We start from the raw sequence: 16,938 nt of genomic DNA on the forward strand, positions 1-16,938 counted from the left end.
AGAGGTCAGGGTTGTCGGGAAAGCTGAAACGCTTGCGCCAGCAATTCATAGGAGCGCAGCCGTGCCGCGTAGCTGCCGGCAACGGTCAGCACGATCAGTTCGTCGGCCGCGAAGCGCTCCTGCACGCCGATCAGGCGCTCCGTGACGCTTTCGGGCGTGCCGATGATGCTGCGCGGCTTCTCGCGGTCGATCACGAGTTGCTCGCGTTCGCCGTATTCCTGCGCGAGCCCTTGCTCGACGCTCGGAATCGGCGCGTTCAGTCCGAGCGCCATCTGCACGCGACGCAGGTCGACCGCCTTTTCGAGGTCGGCGGCTTCCTGTTCGGTGTCGGCGCAGATCACAAAGACCGCGCAGGCCAGATAGGGTTTCGCCTCGTGCCCCGGCTGGAAGCGCTCGCGGTAGGCGCTCGCCACCAGATGCCCGAAGTGCGCGTTGATGAAGTGCGCGAACGAGAAGCGCAAGCCCAGCTGCGCGGCCAGCATGCCGCCGAAGTCGCTCGAACCGAGCACCCAGAGCTGCGGCCGTGTCTCCACGCGTGGTTGCAGGATCACGCCGCTCGCGACGTCGTCCTTCGGCAGCGTGCCGTCCATCAGCCCGACGAGGGTCTGTACTTGCTGCGGGAAGTGCTCGCCGCGGTCGTACTCGCCGGCGGCGACGGCCTGCGCCGTGCGCATGTCGCCGCCCGGCGCTCGCCCGACGCCCAGATCGATGCGGTTCGGAAACAGCGCTTCGAGCATCATGAACTGCTCGGCCACCTTGAACGGGCTGTAGTAGGGCAGCATGATGCCGCCCGAGCCGATGCGGATGCGCTTCGTCACGCTGCCAAGGCGCGCGAGCATCACTTCGGGACAGGGATTGCAGACGCCGAGCAGGCCGTGATGCTCGGCGCACCAGTAGCGCGTGTAGCCGAGGTCGTCGGCGAGCTGCGCGAGTTCGACGGTGGCGGCGATCGCGTCGGCCGCCGTGTGCCCGGCGATCACGGGCGACTGGTCGAGTACGGAAAGTAGCGTCATGACAGCTCACCTTGCTCCGTTTGCGACGCGCGCCGCCTTGGCCCTGACCGTTGCCGGAGGCCGATGGCGCGGCGCGCGTGTCACGAGATGATGCTCTGGTCCGGCAAACGCCGCGCGATTTCGGCGACCAGCGTTTGCGCGAGTGCCGGCTTGGCCGCGCGCGGCAGCTTCGTGCTGCCCTTTGCCTCGAAGAGGACGACTTCGTTGTCGTCGAGGCCGAAGGTCAGCGGGCCGAGGTTGCCGATCAAAAGCGGCACTTTCTTGCGCCGGCGCTTTTCCCCGCCGTGCACGTCGAGGTCGTCGCTTTCGGCCGCGAAGCCGACGCAGTAGGGCGGATGTTCGAGCGCCGCAACCGAGGCGAGGATGTCCGGGTTCTCGACGAAACTGAAGGTCGGCATGCGCTGCTCGGCCGTCTTCTTGATCTTGTGCCCGGAGACGTGATCGGCGCGCCAGTCGGCCACGGCCGCTACGCCAATGAAGATGTCGTAGTCGGGCACCGCGCGCATGACCGCGTCGTACATCTGCTGCGCGGTCTGCACGTCCTCGCGATACACGCCCCAAGGCGTTTGAAGCGCGACGGGACCGGCCACCAGATGCACCTCGGCGCCGGCCTGTTGCGCCGCGCGCGCGAGCGCGAAGCCCATTTTTCCGCTCGAACGGTTCGTGATGCCACGCACCGGGTCGATCGGTTCGAAGGTCGGGCCGGCCGTGATCAGCACGCGGCGGTGTACGAGCACCTTGGGCGCGAAGAACGAGACGATCGCTTCGTAGATTGCTTCCGGCTCCAGCATGCGCCCGTCGCCGACTTCACCGCACGCCTGCGCGCCCGAATCGGGGCCGAGCGTCGTCACACCGTCCGCGCGCAACTGCGCGACGTTGCGTTGCGTCGCCGGGTTGCCCCACATCTGCCGGTTCATCGCGGGCACGACGAGGAGCGGGCAGTCGCGCGCGACGCACAGCGTGGAGAGCAGGTCATCGGCGAATCCGTTGGCGAGCTTCGCGAGGAAGTCGGTGGAGGCGGGCGCGATCACGATCGCGTCCGCGTCGCGCGAGAGGTCGATGTGCGCCATGTTGTTCGGCACGCGCCCGTCCCACTGGCTCGTGTAGACGGGGCGGCCCGAGAGCGCCTGCATCGTGACGGGGGTGATGAACTGCGTCGCCGCTTCGGTCATCACGACCTGCACGGTCGCGCCGGCCTTGGTCAGAAGACGCGTGAGCTCGGCGATCTTGTAGCAGGCGATGCCGCCCGTCATGCCGATCACGAGGTGCCTGCCGGCCAGTTCTCCGGGGTTCGCTGCGGACGTGTTCATCAGGTCAGGTCTCCTGTCCCATGCAGAGCAGTCGGGCGGCGGCTCGCGCCGCCACTGTCAAACGTTCAGCGCGCACCGCGCACGCGGCGCAGTTCGTCGAACACCAGCAGCGCGGCGCCCACGCAGATCGCGCTGTCCGCGACGTTGAACGCCGGCCAGTGCCAGCTACCCACGTGGAAGTCGAGGAAGTCGATCACGTGGCCATACATCAGCCGGTCCAGCACGTTGCCGAGCGCGCCGCCCAGTATCAGCGCAAGCGCGGTGCAGAACAGGTGCTGCGTGGCGTGGCGCTTGAGCAGGTAGCAGATCACGAGCGCGGCGACCACGCCGAGCGCCGTGAACCCCCAGCGCTGCCAGCCGCCTGCCGTGGCGAGGAAGCTGAACGCCGCGCCCTTGTTGTAGACGAGCACGAGGTTGAAGAACGACGTGATCGCGCGCCCTTCGCCGTAGCTGAACACCTTGGCCATGGCGATCTTCGTGAGCTGGTCGGCGAGGATCACGATCACCGCGACGCCGAGCCACGGGGCGAGCGTGCCGCCGGTGCCGCCGCTGCTACCGGCTCCGCCGCTACGGGATTGTTTCGGCAGGGTTTTTGCCATTATGCCGCGCTCCGCGTTTCGCCGTTTCCGAACAGGTTCGCAACGCACCGGCCGCACAGGCCCGGATGCTCCGCATTCGCGCCCACGTCCTCACGGTAGTGCCAGCAACGCTCGCACTTGAGGTACTTCGACGTGATGACCTCGACGGCTTCGTCCGCCTCGCTGTCCACCTTGACGACTTCCGCCGCCGAGGTGATCAGCACGAACTTCAGGTCGTCGCCGAGCGAGGCGAGGGCGTCGTAACGCGCGCCGCTCGCGAGGATGCGCACTTCGGCCTGCAAGGACGAGCCGATCTGGTTCGCCACGCGGGCCTCTTCCAGCGCCTTCGTCACGTTGCCGCGCACGTCGCGCAGGAGTGTCCACTTCGCGATCAGTGCTTCGGCCTGCGCGATGTCCGGGAAGGCGTGGAACGTCTCGACAAAAATGGTTTCGCTCTTCGGCTGGAACACCTTCCACGCTTCTTCGGCCGTGAACGAGAGGAACGGCGCGAGGATGCGCAGCAGGCTGTGCGTGATGTGATAGAGCGCGGTCTGCGCGACGCGGCGGGCCGCCGAGTCGGGCGCACTCGTGTAGAGGCGGTCCTTCAGCACGTCGAGATAGAAGCCGCCCAGGTCTTCCGAGCAGAACGTCTGCAGCTTGGCGACGACCGGGTGGAACTCGTAGCGGTCGTAATGCGCGAGCACGTCGTTCTGCAGCGTGTGCGTGAGCGCCACGGCATAGCGGTCGATTTCGAGCCACTGGTCCGCGGGCAGCGCGTGCTTGTCGAACTCGAAGTCGGAGAGGTTCGAGAGCAAAAAGCGCAGCGTGTTGCGGATACGGCGATAGCTTTCCGTCACGCGCTTGAGGATTTCTTCCGAGATCGCGAGTTCGCCCGAGTAGTCGGTCGAGGCGATCCACAGGCGGATGATTTCCGCGCCGAGGCGATTCGCCACTTCATGCGGATCGACGCCGTTGCCGAGCGACTTCGACATCTTGCGGCCTTCGCCGTCCACGGTGAAGCCGTGCGTGAGGAGGGCGTCGTACGGCGGGCGGCCGTCGAGCATCGAAGCCGTGAGCAGCGAGGAGTGGAACCAGCCGCGGTGCTGGTCCGAGCCTTCCAGATAGAGGTCGGCCGGAAATTGCAGCTCGTCCTTGTGCGAGCCGCGCAGCACGTGCCAGTGCGTCGTGCCCGAGTCGAACCACACGTCGAGCGTGTCGCGGTTCTTCTCGTACAGATTCGCGTCGTCGCCGATCAGCTCGCGCGCATCGAGCGTCTGCCATGCCTCGATGCCTTCCTTCTCCACGCGCTTCGCGACTTCCTCCAGCAATTCGAGCGTGCGCGGATGCAGCTCGCCCGTTTCCTTGTGCACGAAGAACGCCATCGGCACGCCCCATTGGCGCTGGCGCGAAAGCGTCCAGTCCGGACGGTTGGCGATCATCGCGTAGAGGCGTTGTTTGCCCCAGGACGGATAGAAGGCCGTCGCTTCGATGCCTTCCAGCGCCGTTTCGCGCAGGGTCTTGCCGCCGTCCGCGGGCTTGACGTCCATGCCCGCGAACCATTGCGAGGTGGCGCGGTAGATGATGGGCGTCTTGTGGCGCCAGCAGTGCATGTAGCTGTGCAGGTACTTTTCGCTGCGCAGGAGCGTGCCGGCGGCGTCGAGCGCTTCGACGATCTTCGGGTTCGCGGCCCAGATCGAGAGCCCGCCGAAGAGCGGCAGCGATTCGATATAGCGGCCATCGCCCATCACCGGGCTGATGATGTCCGAGTCGGCCATGCCGTGCGCCTTGCACGAGACGAAGTCTTCCACGCCGTAGGCGGGCGAGGAGTGGACGATACCCGTGCCGGTGTCGGTGGTGACGTAGTCGCCCAGGTAGATCGGCGAGGTGCGCTTGTAGCCCGGATGAGCCGACGCAAGCGGATGATGAAAGCGCAGGTTCGCGAGCTTTTCGCCGGGCGCCGTGGCGATCACGCGGCCTTCGAGTCCGAAGTCCTTCAGGCAGGCTTCGACGCGTTCCTCGGCGAAGATCAGCAGGCCGCGCGGCGTATCGACGAGCGCGTAGACCACTTCCGGATGGACGTTCAGCGCCTGGTTGGCGGGGATCGTCCACGGCGTGGTGGTCCAGATCACGATGCCGCCTTCCTCGCGCGGCAGCGCGGCGAGGCCGAACGCGGCGGCCGTTTCCGCGGGTTGCGCGAACGTGAACAGCACGTCGATGGTCGGGTCGGTCTTGTCCTTGTACTCGACTTCCGCTTCGGCGAGCGCCGAGCCGCAGTCGAAGCACCAGTTCACCGGCTTCAGGCCGCGGAACACGTAGCCCTTCTCCATGATCTTCGCGAGTGCGCGGATTTCGCCGGCCTCGTTCGCGAAGTTCATGGTCTTGTACGGGTTGTTCCAGTCGCCCAGCACGCCGAGGCGCTTGAAGCCCTTTTTCTGCGTTTCGATCTGGCCGGCGGCGTACTCGCGCGCCTTCTTCATGACTTCCTGGGCCGGCAGCGACTTGCCGAACTGCTTTTCGATCTGGATCTCGATCGGCATGCCGTGGCAGTCCCAGCCCGGCACGTAGACGGCGTCGTAGCCCGCGAGATTGCGCGCCTTGACGATCATGTCCTTCAAGATCTTGTTCACCGCGTGGCCGAGGTGGATGTCGCCGTTCGCATACGGCGGCCCGTCGTGCAGGATGAACTTTTTGCGGCCCTTCGAGGCGGCGCGGATCTTTTCGTAGAGCTTGCCTTCGTCCCATTCCTTGACCCATTGCGGCTCGCGCTTCGGCAGGTCGCCGCGCATCGGGAACGGGGTGTCCAGCAGGTTGACGGGATATTTCGATTCGGACTTCTGCGGCTTGCCGGAGGATGCTTTCTTGTCGCTCATGGTGAAATCACGGTGAATTCTGGGGATGCACGGCGTCGGGGAGAGCGGACTTGCCGCGCAACCGTCGCCTCGTGTGCCGCTCGCGTGGAACGCGAGGCGGCACAGGGGCCGCGGATCACCTAATTCGGTCGGTGGCCGAGGTGGAGAAACCGGTGGAACGGGTGCCGGCCGCGTCGGCGCCGGCGGCGGCGAACCAGGCGCGTGCGTTGACCACGTCGCGCGCGATCGCAGCGGTAAGCGTTTGGAGGTCTTCGAACTTTTCCTCGTCGCGCAGCTTCTTCAGGAACTCGACGCGCACGAGCTTGCCGTAGGCGTCGCCGTGCCAGTCGAGCAAATGCACTTCGAGCAGAACGCGGCCCGAGTCGTCCACGGTCGGGCGCAGGCCGAGGCTCGCCACGGCCGGCAGCGGATGATCGGCAATGCCGTGCACCTGCACGACGAAGATGCCTTTGGCCGCCGGCCGCTTGTGGCCGATCGGCAGGTTCAGCGTCGGGAAACCGAGGTCGCGGCCAAGTTTTTGCCCGTGCACGACGTGGCCGCTGATCGCGTAGCCGCGGCCGAGCGCGGCGCGCGCCGAATCGAGGTCGCCGGCGATCAGCGAAGTGCGCACGCCGGAACTCGAAATGCGCGCGCCCGACGGGTCGGCCACGGTTGCCATCTGCTCGACTTCGAAGCCGTACTGCTCGCCGGCCGCCTTCAGCGAATCGAAGTCGCCCGCGCGCTTCGCGCCGTAGCGGAAGTCGTCGCCGATCATCATCCAGCGCGCGTGCAGCCCGCCGACGATGATGCGCTCGACGAACGTATCGGGCGACTGGCTCGCGAACGTGTGGTTGAAGTGCTCGACGACCACGCGGTCCACGCCGTTATCGCGCAGCGCCTCCAGCTTGTCGCGCAGCATCGCGATGCGCGGCGGCGCGCCTGCCGGGTTGAAGAATTCGCGCGGGTGCGGTTCGAAGGTCATCACGCAGACGGGGAGGCCGCGCGCGTCGGCCGCCGCGCGCACGCGCGCGAGCAACGCCTGATGCCCGCGGTGGACACCGTCGAAGTTGCCGATGGTGAGCGCGCAAGGCGCCCGGCTTTCGGCGTTGGGAAGACCGCGGAAGACTCTCACGATAGCGGATCGGACCGGTTATGGGGCTAGTGTGACCTGATGTGACGCCAGGCATCGCGGCGCGAGGTCCGCGACGAAACAGAAGATTATAAACGCTCGGGCGCGGGATCGCCGCCGCCGGAGGGGCGGCGCTCGACCTCGATGATAAAATCCGCGGATGAAAAATCTCGTTATCCTGATCTCGGGGCGGGGCAGCAACATGGAAGCCATCGTGCGCGCGTGCGTGCACGAAGCCTGGCCGGCGAAGATCGCCGCCGTGATTGCCAACCGTCCCGACGCCGCGGGCCTTGCGTTCGCGGCATCGCACGGCATTGCCACGGCGGTGGTCGACCACCGCCAGTTTTCCGATCGCGCCGCCTTCGATGCGGCGCTGGCCCAGGTCGTCGACGGCTATCGGCCGGATCTCGTCATCCTCGCGGGCTTCATGCGCGTGCTGACGGACGGCTTCGTCGATCATTATGCGGGTCGGATGCTCAATGTTCATCCTTCGCTGCTGCCGAGCTTTCCGGGCCTGAAAACACATCAGCAGGCGCTCGACGCCGGCTGCCGCGTGCATGGCGCCACGGTGCATTTTGTCACCCCGAAGCTCGATCATGGTCCGATCGTCGCGCAGGCGGCGGTGCCGGTGCGCGCGGGCGACGACGCCGCGGCGCTGGCCGCGCGCGTGCTCGGGACCGAGCATGTGATTTATCCGCGCGCGGTGCGCTGGTTCGTCGAAGGGCGCCTTGCGCTCGACGGCGGCAAGGCGACGCTTACACCGCCCGAGCCGCAGTGGCTCTTCCTTGACGACACCCGCAACGATACCAGCGACGACACAAGCGCGAACGCACGAGCCGCCGGGGAGGGCGCATGAGACTGCATGGATTCCTGATCGGACAAACCGAGACGCTGCTGGCCGACGTCCTCAAGTTCACGGGCCCCGCCGACGCGGTAACGAGCCGCTTCTTCCGCGAGCATCCGAAGCTCGGCCACGGCGAGCGCGGCGTGATTGCCGAAGCGGTCTTCGCGGTCCTGCGCCGCCGCATGGAGTTCGCGCATCTGGCCGAGAGCGGCACGGGCGGCCCGACGCGGCGTCTCGCCTTGCTCGGCCTGATGGCGACGGCGGGCCGCTCGGCCGTCCGGCCGTTCGTCTCCGACGCCGAGGCGAGCTGGCTCGAGCACGTCTCGAAGGTCGACCCGGCGAGCCTGCCGCAGCGCGTGCAACTGAACCTGCCGGAGTGGATCGTGCGCGGGCTCGAACCGCGCTTCGAGCCCGCTGAGCTTGCGCAACTGGCCGCGGCGCTGAATTATCCGGCGCCGCTGGACCTTCGCGCGAACCCGATCAAGGCGAGCCGCGACGAACTGCTGCGCGCGCTGGCCGAAGCCGGCATCGAAGCTGGCGAGACGCCGTTTGCACCCTTCGGCGTGCGTGTGGTCGGCAAGCCGGCGCTCGCGAAGCTCGACGCGTTCAAGAACGGCTGGTTCGAAGTGCAGGACGAGGGCAGCCAACTGCTCTGCTCGCTGGTGGCGCCGCGCCGTGGCGAGATGATCGTTGATTTCTGCGCGGGTGCCGGCGGCAAGACGCTCGCGCTCGGCGCGGCGATGCGCTCGTCGGGCCGCCTCTATGCGTTCGACGTGTCCGACCGCCGGCTCGCCAAGCTCAAGCCGCGCCTTGCGCGTAGCGGGCTCTCGAACGTCAATCCGGTGCTGATCGACAGCGAGCACGACGCGAAGATCAAGCGGCTCGTCGGCAAGATCGACCGCGTGCTGGTGGACGCGCCGTGCTCGGGCCTCGGCACGCTGCGCCGCAATCCCGATCTCAAGTGGCGCCAGACGCCGGAGTCGCTGGCCGAGCTCGCACCCAAGCAGTTGTCGATCCTCACCAGTGCAGCGCGTTTGCTCAAGCGCGGCGGCCGGCTCGTCTACGCGACCTGCAGCATCCTCGAAGCCGAGAACGAGGCGGTCGTGAAGCAGTTCCTCGAAGCGCATCCGGAGTTCGAGCTGGTGAGCGCGCGCGACGTGCTGGCGGAGCAGCGCGTGGGTCTCGACACCGGCGACTATCTCTCGCTCTGGCCCCATCGCCACGCCACCGACGGCTTCTTTGCCGCCGTGCTGGAGCGGCGCGGGGAGGCGAGGCCAAAGGCCGGGCAGGCCAAGGCGGCTACCACGCCGGAAGAGTCGGCGGCGCAGCAGGAGGCCGTGGACGCCATCGCGAAGGCGAGCGAGACAGCGGCGGAACCGGACGCGGCGCTCGAATAATTCCGCAGGCGGTCCGTCCCCGGTTTCCGGTTCGTTGCCGGGCGGTCCATAAGTAGCGAGGCAGCAGCGCGAGGCGCGTGAGCCCGGCAAAGGCCCGGCTCACGCGTGTGCCGGTTCGCGCCGATTGCGAGCACATTGAGCGAAGATGGGTTGAAAGGTGCGGCAAAGCGCCTCCGGGGCGCTTTCAGGCATTGACGGGAACCCCCGAAAAGGAAAAAAATCTTCATTTGTTACAAACACTTGGAACGGTTCTAGTAGAATGCCGTCCAACCACTTTGCTGTGCTTTCACTTTCCTGACTCAGGCGGCCTTGTAAGGCCGGAGTCGCTCGTTACACGGGTATAGACCTTGTTGAACTCCCTGTTAGATTTCCTCGCTCACGGGCTGCTGCGCTTCTCGTGGTGGCAGATCCTGTTGTCCGTGGCAGTCGCTACGCACATCACGATCGTCGGCGTCACGGTGTATCTGCACCGCTGCCAGGCGCACCGGGCGCTCGACCTGCACCCCGTCGCGAGCCACTTCTTCCGTTTCTGGCTCTGGATGACCACCGGCATGCTCACCGGCCAGTGGGCCGCGATCCATCGCAAGCACCATGCGAAGTGCGAGACCGAAGAAGATCCGCACAGCCCGCAAACGCGCGGCATCTGGAAGGTGCTGCTCGAAGGCGCGGAACTGTATCGCACGGAAGCGAAGAACGAAGAGACGCTGCGCCGCTTCAGCCACGGCACGCCCAACGACTGGATGGAGCGCAACGTCTACACGCGCTACCCCATTCTCGGCGTGAGCCTCATGATGGTGATCGACGTGGCGCTGTTCGGCGCGGTCGGCCTGACCGTCTGGGCCGTGCAGATGGCGTGGATTCCGTTCTGGGCGGCTGGCGTCGTCAACGGTCTCGGCCACTTCTGGGGCTATCGCAATTTCAATTCGGCGGACGCCAGCACGAACCTGCTCCCTTGGGGCATCCTCATCGGCGGCGAGGAACTGCATAACAACCATCACACCTTCGCGACTTCCGCGAAGCTGTCGAACAAGTGGTACGAGTTCGACATCGGCTGGATGTACATCCGCCTGATGTCGATGGTCGGCCTTGCGAAGGTCAAGAAGGTCGCGCCCACGCCGCGCCTCATCACGGCCAAGCTGGTGCCCGATCAGGAAACGCTGCAGGCCGTGCTGTCGAACCGCTATGAAGTGATGGCGCGCTATGCGAAGGCCGTGAAGCAGGCGTATCGCCAGGAGCTCGCGCACCTCAAGGAAGTGGGCGCCCGCGAGAAATACCTGTTGATGCGCGGCGCGCGCAAGTGGTTCGACAAGGAAGAGGCGAGCCTCGACGAACCGCAGAAGCGCCAACTGCCGCAAATCTTCGCGAACAGCCAGAAGCTGCGCACCTACATCGAATTGCGCAACGAACTCGCGGCGATCTGGGAGCGCTCCAGCGCCTCGCGCGAACAACTGCTGACGCAGTTGCAGGATTGGTGTCACCGTGCCGAACAAAGCGGCATCAAGGCGCTCCAGGAATTCGCCTCGCGTCTTCGCCGCTATGCATGAGACGTAAAAAAATCCATTAGAATTCAGGTACGTCACAAAACCCCGCGTTGGCGGGGTTTTTCTTTTTGGGGCCGCGAAAACCTGCGCCGCTTGCAGGGCTTTTTCCGCAGCCGTCGGCAGGGCAGCAACCTGCTTGTATGGGCCAGGGTAAGTGCATTGCATCAGGACTGGCCGACAGAGGAGATCATGAGTCAGGCGATCATGAAGGTCGAATACGACCGGCCGCAGGGCGCCGTCTGCAGCGTTGGACAGGCGTGGGCACGCGTGCCCGATGCCCCTTCCGCGGCGCAGCGTGTGGCATTGAAGGAGCGCATCCGTGCGCTTCTCAAGCGCGAGAAGGCAGTGCTTGTCGCGCACTACTATGTCGATCCCGAACTGCAGGAGCTGGCGGACGAAACCGGCGGCTGCGTTGCCGATTCGCTCGAGATGGCGCGCTTCGGCCGCGATCATGAGGCTCGGACGCTGGTTGTCGCGGGCGTGCGCTTCATGGGCGAGACCGCGAAGATTCTGAGTCCGGACAAGCGCATCCTGATGCCGGACCTCGATGCGACCTGCTCGCTCGATCTGGGCTGCCCGGTGGACGAATTCTCCGCGTTCTGCGATCAGCATCCGGACCGCACCGTGGTCGTGTACGCGAACACGAGCGCCGCCGTGAAGGCGCGCGCGGACTGGATGGTCACGTCGTCGATCGGGCTCGAGATCGTCGCGCATCTGCATGCGCAGGGCCAGAAGATCATCTGGGCGCCGGATCGGCACCTGGGCGGCTACATCCAGAAGAAGACCGGCGCCGACATGCTGCTGTGGCAGGGCTCCTGCCTCGTGCACGACGAGTTCAAGGGCATCGAGCTCGATCTGCTGCGCGCCGAATATCCCGATGCGAAAGTGCTCGTGCATCCCGAATCGCCCGAAGGCGTCGTCGCGCAGGCCGATGTGGTCGGCTCGACCACGCAGCTCATCGATGCGGCCGTCAAGCTCGATGCCACGCGTTTCATCGTCGCGACCGACCTCGGTATCCTGCACAAGATGCGTCTCGCCGCTCCCGGCAAGACGTTCATCGAAGCGCCCACGGCGGGCAATAGCGCGACCTGCAAGAGCTGCGCACACTGCCCGTGGATGGCCATGAACGGCCTCGAGAATCTGGCCGACGTGCTTGAGCGCGGCCATAACGAGATCTTCGTCGATGCCGCACTGGGCGAGCGTGCCCGGCTGCCGATCGACCGCATGCTGGCCTTCGCGGCCGAACACAAGCGCCGCGTGCAGGCGAGCGGCGATCTCGCGCGCGACGGCGCGCTGTTCGCGAACGTGGGAGCGGCGTAAATGGGGGCGATGGAACTGATGGGTCTCGACGCAGCGTCGCCGGTCCTCGCCGAAGTGCGTGCGCAGTACGGTGCGGCGTTCGACGCGGCGATCGAGCGCAACGTGGCCGATGCGCTCGCGGAAGACGTGGGCGCGGGCGATCAGACGGGCCGGCTGGTCCCCGCCGACGAGATGCGCGACGCCCGCATCATCGTGCGCGAGGAGGCGGTGTTGTGCGGCGTGCTTTGGTTCGTTGGCGTGGTGCGCAGTGTCGATCCGCGTATCGAGGTGCGCTGGCACTACCGCGAAGGGGACCGCATGAGCGCCGATACGACGGTCTGCTCGCTGCGAGGCCCTGCGCGCGTGCTGCTCACAGCCGAACGCAACGCGATGAATTTCCTGCAACTGCTTTCCGGCGTGGCGACGGCAACGCGCCGCTACGTGGACGCGATCGCGCACACGAAGACGCGTATCGTCGATACGCGCAAGACGCTGCCCGGCCTGCGTCTCGCGCAGAAGTACGCGGTGCGCGTGGGCGGCGGGGCGAACCAGCGGCTCGCGCTTTACGACGGCATCCTCATCAAGGAAAACCACATTGCGGCCGCGGGCGGCGTGGGCGCTGCGATGGACGCCGCGCTTGCCCTGAATGCGGGCGTGCCGATCCAGGTCGAAGTGGAAACTCTGGCGCAGCTCGACGAGGCGCTCGCACACGGCGCGAAGTCCATCCTGCTCGACAATTTTTCGTTCGCGGCGATGCGCGACGCCGTGCGTCTCACGGCCGGCCGCGCGGTGCTGGAGGGTTCGGGCGGCGTCAACTTCGAGACGGTGAGCACGATTGCCGAAACGGGCGTCGATCGCATCTCGATCGGCGCGCTGACGAAGGACGTACGCGCGACCGACTACTCGATGCGGATCGTCTGAACACGCATACACAGACCGTGAAAGCAGAAAGGGCCGCTCCTGGCGAGGCGGCCCTTCGTTTTTGTGGTGCCCGCTTCCGCCTGCTTCGTGCGGGCCCTGGATGCTCAGCTCACCGTACGATTGCGCACGCGTTCCGGTGAAAGCACGGTGGGGAGTGCCTTCGGCAGCGCATTCGGCCAGTCGCGGCTGTAGTGCAAGCCGCGGCTCTCGCGCCGCTGGCGTGCGCTTTCCACGATCAGCGACGCCACTTCGACGAGGTTGCGCAACTCGAGCAGATCGCGCGTGACGCGGAAATTCGCGTAGTACTCGAGAATTTCGTCGCGCAGCAGGGCGAGACGATGCTGCGCGCGCGCAAGCCGCTTGTCGGTACGCACGATGCCGACGTAGTTCCACATCAGGCGGCGCAGTTCATCCCAGTTGTGGGCGACCACGACTTCTTCATCGGAGTCCGAAACGCGGCTCTCGTCCCAGTCGGGCAGCGGTGCGTGTGCGGCGGCGGCAAAGCCTTCGGCTTCGATCGCTTCCGCGGCCGAGCGGCCGATCACGAGACATTCGAGCAAAGAATTGCTGGCGAGCCGGTTGGCGCCGTGCAGCCCCGTATAGGACGTTTCCCCGACCGCATAGAGGCCCGCGAGATCAGTGCGGCCCGCGAGGTCGGTGACGACTCCGCCGCAGGTGTAGTGCGCGGCCGGCACGACGGGAATGGGCTCCTTCGTGATGTCGATGCCGAACTCGCGGCAACGCGCAAGGACCGTGGGGAAGTGCTCTTCGAGGAAAGCGGCGGGCTGGTGGCTGATGTCGAGATGCACGCAGTCGATGCCGTGCTTCTTGATCTCGAAGTCGATTGCGCGCGCGACGATGTCGCGTGGCGCCAGTTCGGCGCGTGCGTCGTGCTCCGGCATGAAGCGCGTGCCGTCCGGCAGGCGCAGCACGCCGCCTTCGCCGCGCACGGCCTCGGTAATCAGAAACGACTTGGCGTGCGGATGGAAGAGGCAGGTGGGGTGGAACTGGATGAATTCCATATTCGCGACCCGGCAGCCCGCGCGCCACGCCATGGCGATGCCGTCGCCGGTGGCCGTGTCGGGGTTCGTCGTATAGAGATAGACCTTGCCTGCACCGCCTGTCGCGAGGACCGTGTGAGGCGCCTGGATCGTCACGGTGCGGTCGTTCTTCAGATCGAGCGCGTAGAGGCCGTGACAGCGACGCCCCGGCAGGCCGAGGCGGTCGGACGTGATGACGTCGATGGCCTGATGGTCTTCGAGGATCGTGATGTTCGGATGCTGGCGCGCGCGCTCGAGCAGCGTTTGCACGACCGCGTGGCCCGTGGCGTCGGCGGCGTGGATGATGCGGCGGTGGCTGTGGCCGCCTTCGCGGGTGAGGTGAAAACCCAGCTCCGCAGCCGCATCTTTCGTGAACGGCACGTCCTGCGCGATGAGCCACTCGATCGCCTCGCGGCCATGCTCGACGATGAAGCGCGTGGCGGCCTCGTCGCATAGTCCGCCGCCGGCGACGAGGGTATCGTCCACGTGGTTCTCCACGCTGTCCGCCGAATCGAGCACCGCGGCGATACCGCCTTGCGCGCGGTCGCTGGCGCCTTCGGTCATCTCGCGCTTGGCGATCACCACCACGCGCCGCGTGTCGGCGAGATTCAGCGCGACGCTCAGTCCGGCCAGTCCGCTGCCGACGATCGCTACATCGAAATTCATGGTCCTGCTTCTCCGTCTCTTGTTCTACTGAGGCGCGCACGCGGTGCGCGCCGATGAAGCGGGAAGCATACTCCCTTCGGCAACAGGACGAAAAGCCGCACGACAGGGGAGGTGGGAAAAGGTGTTCCGCGAACGGTGCAAAAAGAAAAACCCCGCTGCAGGAGCGGGGTTTTTCTTGTCTTCGTCAGGCTCGGAACCCGATCAATTACTTGATCTTGGTTTCCTTGTACTCGACGTGCTTGCGAACAACCGGGTCGAACTTCTTGATCGACATTTTTTCCGGCATGTTGCGCTTGTTCTTCGTGGTCGTGTAGAAGTGACCCGTACCTGCGGTCGACTCCAGCTTGATCTTGTCGCGGACGCCCTTGGCCATGATTTACTCCTTACAGTTCGCCGCGTGCGCGCAGGTCTGCGAGCACGGAGTCGATGCCGTTCTTGTCGATCAGGCGCAGGCCTGCGTTCGAGATGCGCAGACGCACCCAACGGTTTTCGCTTTCAACCCAGAAACGGCGGTTTTGCAGATTCGGGAGAAAACGACGCTTGGTCTTGTTGTTCGCGTGGGAAACGTTGTTGCCGCTCATCGGCGCTTTCCCAGTGACTTGGCATACACGTGCCATGAGTACACTCCTACGGAAATTCTGAGTTCGAGAGCCGCTTAAGTTTCCCAGGCGAGAAATGGCCAGAATAGGAGCGCGCTCACGTATGGATGAGAGACAACCTCGAACCCAGGCCATATTTCCCCTGGAACGCCTCGATGGGCTTCGGAACAGGGTTGGAAATAGGCAAACCGCAATTCTAGCAGAAAAAGGCCAGAAAAATCAAACCCAATTTGCGAAAGTTCGTGGCGCAGCCGGCAACTCACTGGTAACTCACCTGCGGCTCAATTCCAGCCATTGCGGGCGAACGAATAAGTGTCGTGCGCGCCCACCACCAGATGGTCGATCAGCTGAACCTCCACGAGCGCGAGCGTTTCGCGCAGCACGCGTGTGAGGCGCCGGTCGCTCGCGCTCGGCTGCACGGCCCCCGAAGGATGATTGTGCGCGACGATCAGGCTCGCGGCGTTGAGCATCAAGGTGCGCCGGACGATCTCCCGAGGATACACCACCATGCGCGAGAGCGAGCCGCGCGAGCTTTCCTCAGGGGGGCGGATCAGCCGGTGGCGCACGTCGAGGTACAGACAGACGAAGACCTCGTAAGAGCGTCCGCCGATCAGGAGGCGCAGATAGTCTTCCACGGCGCCCGGCGTATCGACGAGCGGGCGATCGTCCAGTTGTTCCGCGAGGGCGCGCCGCGCCAGCTCGAGCACGGCCTGCAGCTTGGCCGCCTTCGCGGGGCCGATGCCGCGCAGGCCATCGAGCTCTTCGGGCTGCGCGTCCAGCATCGCGCGCAGGGTGCCGAAACGCTCGATCAGCGACCGTGCGACCTCGAAGACGCCGTGGCCAGGCAAGCCGGACCCGAGCAGCAGGGCCAGCAGCTCGACGTCGGACAGGGCGCCGGGGCCCGCTGCTCGCAGGCGTTCGCGCGGCATGTCGCGCTCGCGCGCGAGCGGCGCCGGCTCCGGTTCGGCGAGAGCCGGCATGGTTGGCTGCACACGCGAGCGAGCGTCGTTCGCTGCGGATTGCGACGGGGTTTCGCCTTGCAATACTTCTGCGCTACGCCAGGCCGGCTTCGCGCAAGCTGCTTCCAGCATCGTGACCTCCGAAAGACGGTGCGGCGCGCCGGGATCCAGGGGCGCCATGCCCGTGGCCTTTCATACGCGCAAGCCCAACCGCTGTGGATATGTGGCTTACAATAGAGGCTTTCCGGCTGCGGGAACGCTGCCGGACCGGCGCCTCGCGGCGCGCACGCGCCTGTTCTTGCCTGAGCGCGCGTCCTGACGAAAATGAGTACTGCATGAGCATCATCGACATCTCCGAGGTAAAAGCCGGTTCCCACGTGACACTTCACTACCGGCTTTCGCTCGCCGATGGCACCGAAATCGTCAATACCTTCGTTGACCGGCCCGCCACGCTGCTGCTGGGCGCCGGGCAACTCGCGCCGCCGCTGGAAGACATTTTGCTGGGCTTGAAGGTGGGCCACCACTCGACCTTTCAGCTAGCGCCCGGCGTCGCATTCGGCCAGCGCAATCCCGATCTCATCCAGCGCGTCTCGCTCGCCACGCTGCGCGAAAACGGCATGATCGGCGAGGACTTCACGCCCGGTGACCTGATCGAGTTCAACGCGCCGGACGGCGGTCGCTATGCCGGCGTGCTCAAGGAGGTGAACGAGACCTCTGCGCTGTTCGATTTCAACCACCCGCTCGCAGGCCAGGCGGTTGCGTTCGAAGTGAAAATCATCGGAATTCTCTAAAC

15 protein-coding genes are annotated in these 16,938 nt (G+C 65.8%); 6 read left to right on the top strand and 9 right to left on the bottom strand.

Features of this window, described 5'->3' with window-relative positions; translation table 11 throughout:
- Nucleotides 1–5: 5 nt before the first annotated feature.
- From WJ542_RS07890 to WJ542_RS07910, 5 genes are all read right to left on the bottom strand, one after another.
- Complete coding sequence (locus WJ542_RS07890) at nt 6–1,013, bottom strand: LLM class flavin-dependent oxidoreductase (protein ID WP_411188738.1); 1,008 nt, start codon at nt 1,011–1,013, stop codon at nt 6–8.
- Between the two features lie 80 nt (nt 1,014–1,093).
- Complete coding sequence (gene coaBC, locus WJ542_RS07895) at nt 1,094–2,323, bottom strand: bifunctional phosphopantothenoylcysteine decarboxylase/phosphopantothenate--cysteine ligase CoaBC (protein WP_411188739.1); 1,230 nt, start codon at nt 2,321–2,323, stop codon at nt 1,094–1,096.
- Between the two features lie 65 nt (nt 2,324–2,388).
- Entirely contained in the window at nt 2,389–2,922 is a 534-nt protein-coding gene (gene lspA, locus WJ542_RS07900) for a signal peptidase II (RefSeq protein WP_411188741.1), read from the bottom strand.
- Nucleotides 2,922–5,771 carry an isoleucine--tRNA ligase gene (gene ileS, locus WJ542_RS07905; RefSeq protein ID WP_411188742.1) on the bottom strand — a complete coding sequence of 950 codons (2,850 nt, stop codon included), beginning with the start codon at nt 5,769–5,771 and terminating at the stop codon, nt 2,922–2,924. Before ileS ends, lspA begins: the two co-directional genes overlap by 1 nt.
- Nucleotides 5,772–5,886: 115 nt before the next feature.
- Nucleotides 5,887–6,882 carry a bifunctional riboflavin kinase/FAD synthetase gene (locus tag WJ542_RS07910; RefSeq protein WP_411188744.1) on the bottom strand — a complete coding sequence of 332 codons (996 nt, stop codon included), beginning with the start codon at nt 6,880–6,882 and terminating at the stop codon, nt 5,887–5,889.
- 157 nt (nt 6,883–7,039) lie between these two features.
- Between WJ542_RS07910 and purN the strand changes: the two genes are divergently transcribed.
- The 5 genes from purN to nadC all read left to right on the top strand — a co-directional run bounded on the left by purN (nt 7,040) and on the right by nadC (nt 12,881).
- A complete protein-coding gene (gene purN / locus WJ542_RS07915; protein ID WP_411188745.1) occupies nt 7,040–7,735 on the top strand; it encodes a phosphoribosylglycinamide formyltransferase in 696 nt (231 codons plus the stop codon).
- Complete coding sequence (locus WJ542_RS07920; protein WP_411188746.1) at nt 7,732–9,120, top strand: methyltransferase domain-containing protein; 1,389 nt, start codon at nt 7,732–7,734, stop codon at nt 9,118–9,120. Before purN ends, WJ542_RS07920 begins: the two co-directional genes overlap by 4 nt.
- A 347-nt stretch (nt 9,121–9,467) precedes the next feature.
- Nucleotides 9,468–10,664: a DesA family fatty acid desaturase gene (locus WJ542_RS07925; protein WP_411188747.1), complete on the top strand. Its 1,197-nt coding sequence runs from the start codon at nt 9,468–9,470 to the stop codon at nt 10,662–10,664.
- A 186-nt stretch (nt 10,665–10,850) separates the two neighbouring features.
- A complete protein-coding gene (gene nadA, locus WJ542_RS07930) occupies nt 10,851–11,981 on the top strand; it encodes a quinolinate synthase NadA (protein WP_411188749.1) in 1,131 nt (376 codons plus the stop codon).
- Complete coding sequence (nadC, locus tag WJ542_RS07935) at nt 11,982–12,881, top strand: carboxylating nicotinate-nucleotide diphosphorylase (protein ID WP_411188750.1); 900 nt, start codon at nt 11,982–11,984, stop codon at nt 12,879–12,881.
- Between the two features lie 104 nt (nt 12,882–12,985).
- On the opposite strand, the gene nadB is transcribed toward nadC, so the two are convergent.
- The 4 genes from nadB to radC all read right to left on the bottom strand — a co-directional run bounded on the left by nadB (nt 12,986) and on the right by radC (nt 16,166).
- The gene (nadB, locus tag WJ542_RS07940; RefSeq protein ID WP_411188751.1) at nt 12,986–14,587 is read right to left on the bottom strand and encodes an L-aspartate oxidase; all 1,602 of its coding nucleotides are present in this window, start codon (nt 14,585–14,587) and stop codon (nt 12,986–12,988) included.
- Between the two features lie 205 nt (nt 14,588–14,792).
- Nucleotides 14,793–14,960, bottom strand: a complete 168-nt coding sequence (rpmG, locus tag WJ542_RS07945) for a 50S ribosomal protein L33 (RefSeq protein ID WP_027794136.1) — start codon at nt 14,958–14,960, stop codon at nt 14,793–14,795.
- Between the two features lie 10 nt (nt 14,961–14,970).
- Complete coding sequence (rpmB, locus tag WJ542_RS07950) at nt 14,971–15,204, bottom strand: 50S ribosomal protein L28 (RefSeq protein ID WP_027794135.1); 234 nt, start codon at nt 15,202–15,204, stop codon at nt 14,971–14,973.
- Between the two features lie 263 nt (nt 15,205–15,467).
- Entirely contained in the window at nt 15,468–16,166 is a 699-nt protein-coding gene (gene radC, locus WJ542_RS07955; RefSeq protein ID WP_411190502.1) for a RadC family protein, read from the bottom strand.
- Between the two features lie 314 nt (nt 16,167–16,480).
- Between radC and WJ542_RS07960 the strand changes: the two genes are divergently transcribed.
- Entirely contained in the window at nt 16,481–16,936 is a 456-nt protein-coding gene (locus WJ542_RS07960; RefSeq protein ID WP_411188752.1) for an FKBP-type peptidyl-prolyl cis-trans isomerase, read from the top strand.
- Nucleotides 16,937–16,938: the final 2 nt, after the last annotated feature.

The sequence above is a fragment of the Paraburkholderia yinzeri genome, assembly GCF_046581065.1.
In the GTDB taxonomy this organism is placed as follows: domain Bacteria; phylum Pseudomonadota; class Gammaproteobacteria; order Burkholderiales; family Burkholderiaceae; genus Paraburkholderia.

Bases quoted from the DNA above. Each gene is read 5' to 3' on its own strand.
- WJ542_RS07890 (WP_411188738.1), bottom strand. From the start codon at position 1,013: ATGACGCTACTTTCCGTACTCGACCAGTCGCCCGTGATCGCCGGGCAC.
- coaBC (WP_411188739.1), bottom strand. From the start codon at position 2,323: ATGAACACGTCCGCAGCGAACCCCGGAGAACTGGCCGGCAGGCACCTC.
- lspA (WP_411188741.1), bottom strand. From the start codon at position 2,922: ATGGCAAAAACCCTGCCGAAACAATCCCGTAGCGGCGGAGCCGGTAGC.
- ileS (WP_411188742.1), bottom strand. From the start codon at position 5,771: ATGAGCGACAAGAAAGCATCCTCCGGCAAGCCGCAGAAGTCCGAATCG.
- purN (WP_411188745.1), top strand. From the start codon at position 7,040: ATGAAAAATCTCGTTATCCTGATCTCGGGGCGGGGCAGCAACATGGAA.
- WJ542_RS07920 (WP_411188746.1), top strand. From the start codon at position 7,732: ATGAGACTGCATGGATTCCTGATCGGACAAACCGAGACGCTGCTGGCC.
- nadA (WP_411188749.1), top strand. From the start codon at position 10,851: ATGAGTCAGGCGATCATGAAGGTCGAATACGACCGGCCGCAGGGCGCC.
- nadC (WP_411188750.1), top strand. From the start codon at position 11,982: ATGGGGGCGATGGAACTGATGGGTCTCGACGCAGCGTCGCCGGTCCTC.
- nadB (WP_411188751.1), bottom strand. From the start codon at position 14,587: ATGAATTTCGATGTAGCGATCGTCGGCAGCGGACTGGCCGGACTGAGC.
- rpmG (WP_027794136.1), bottom strand. From the start codon at position 14,960: ATGGCCAAGGGCGTCCGCGACAAGATCAAGCTGGAGTCGACCGCAGGT.
- rpmB (WP_027794135.1), bottom strand. From the start codon at position 15,204: ATGGCACGTGTATGCCAAGTCACTGGGAAAGCGCCGATGAGCGGCAAC.
- radC (WP_411190502.1), bottom strand. From the start codon at position 16,166: ATGCCGGCTCTCGCCGAACCGGAGCCGGCGCCGCTCGCGCGCGAGCGC.
- WJ542_RS07960 (WP_411188752.1), top strand. From the start codon at position 16,481: ATGAGCATCATCGACATCTCCGAGGTAAAAGCCGGTTCCCACGTGACA.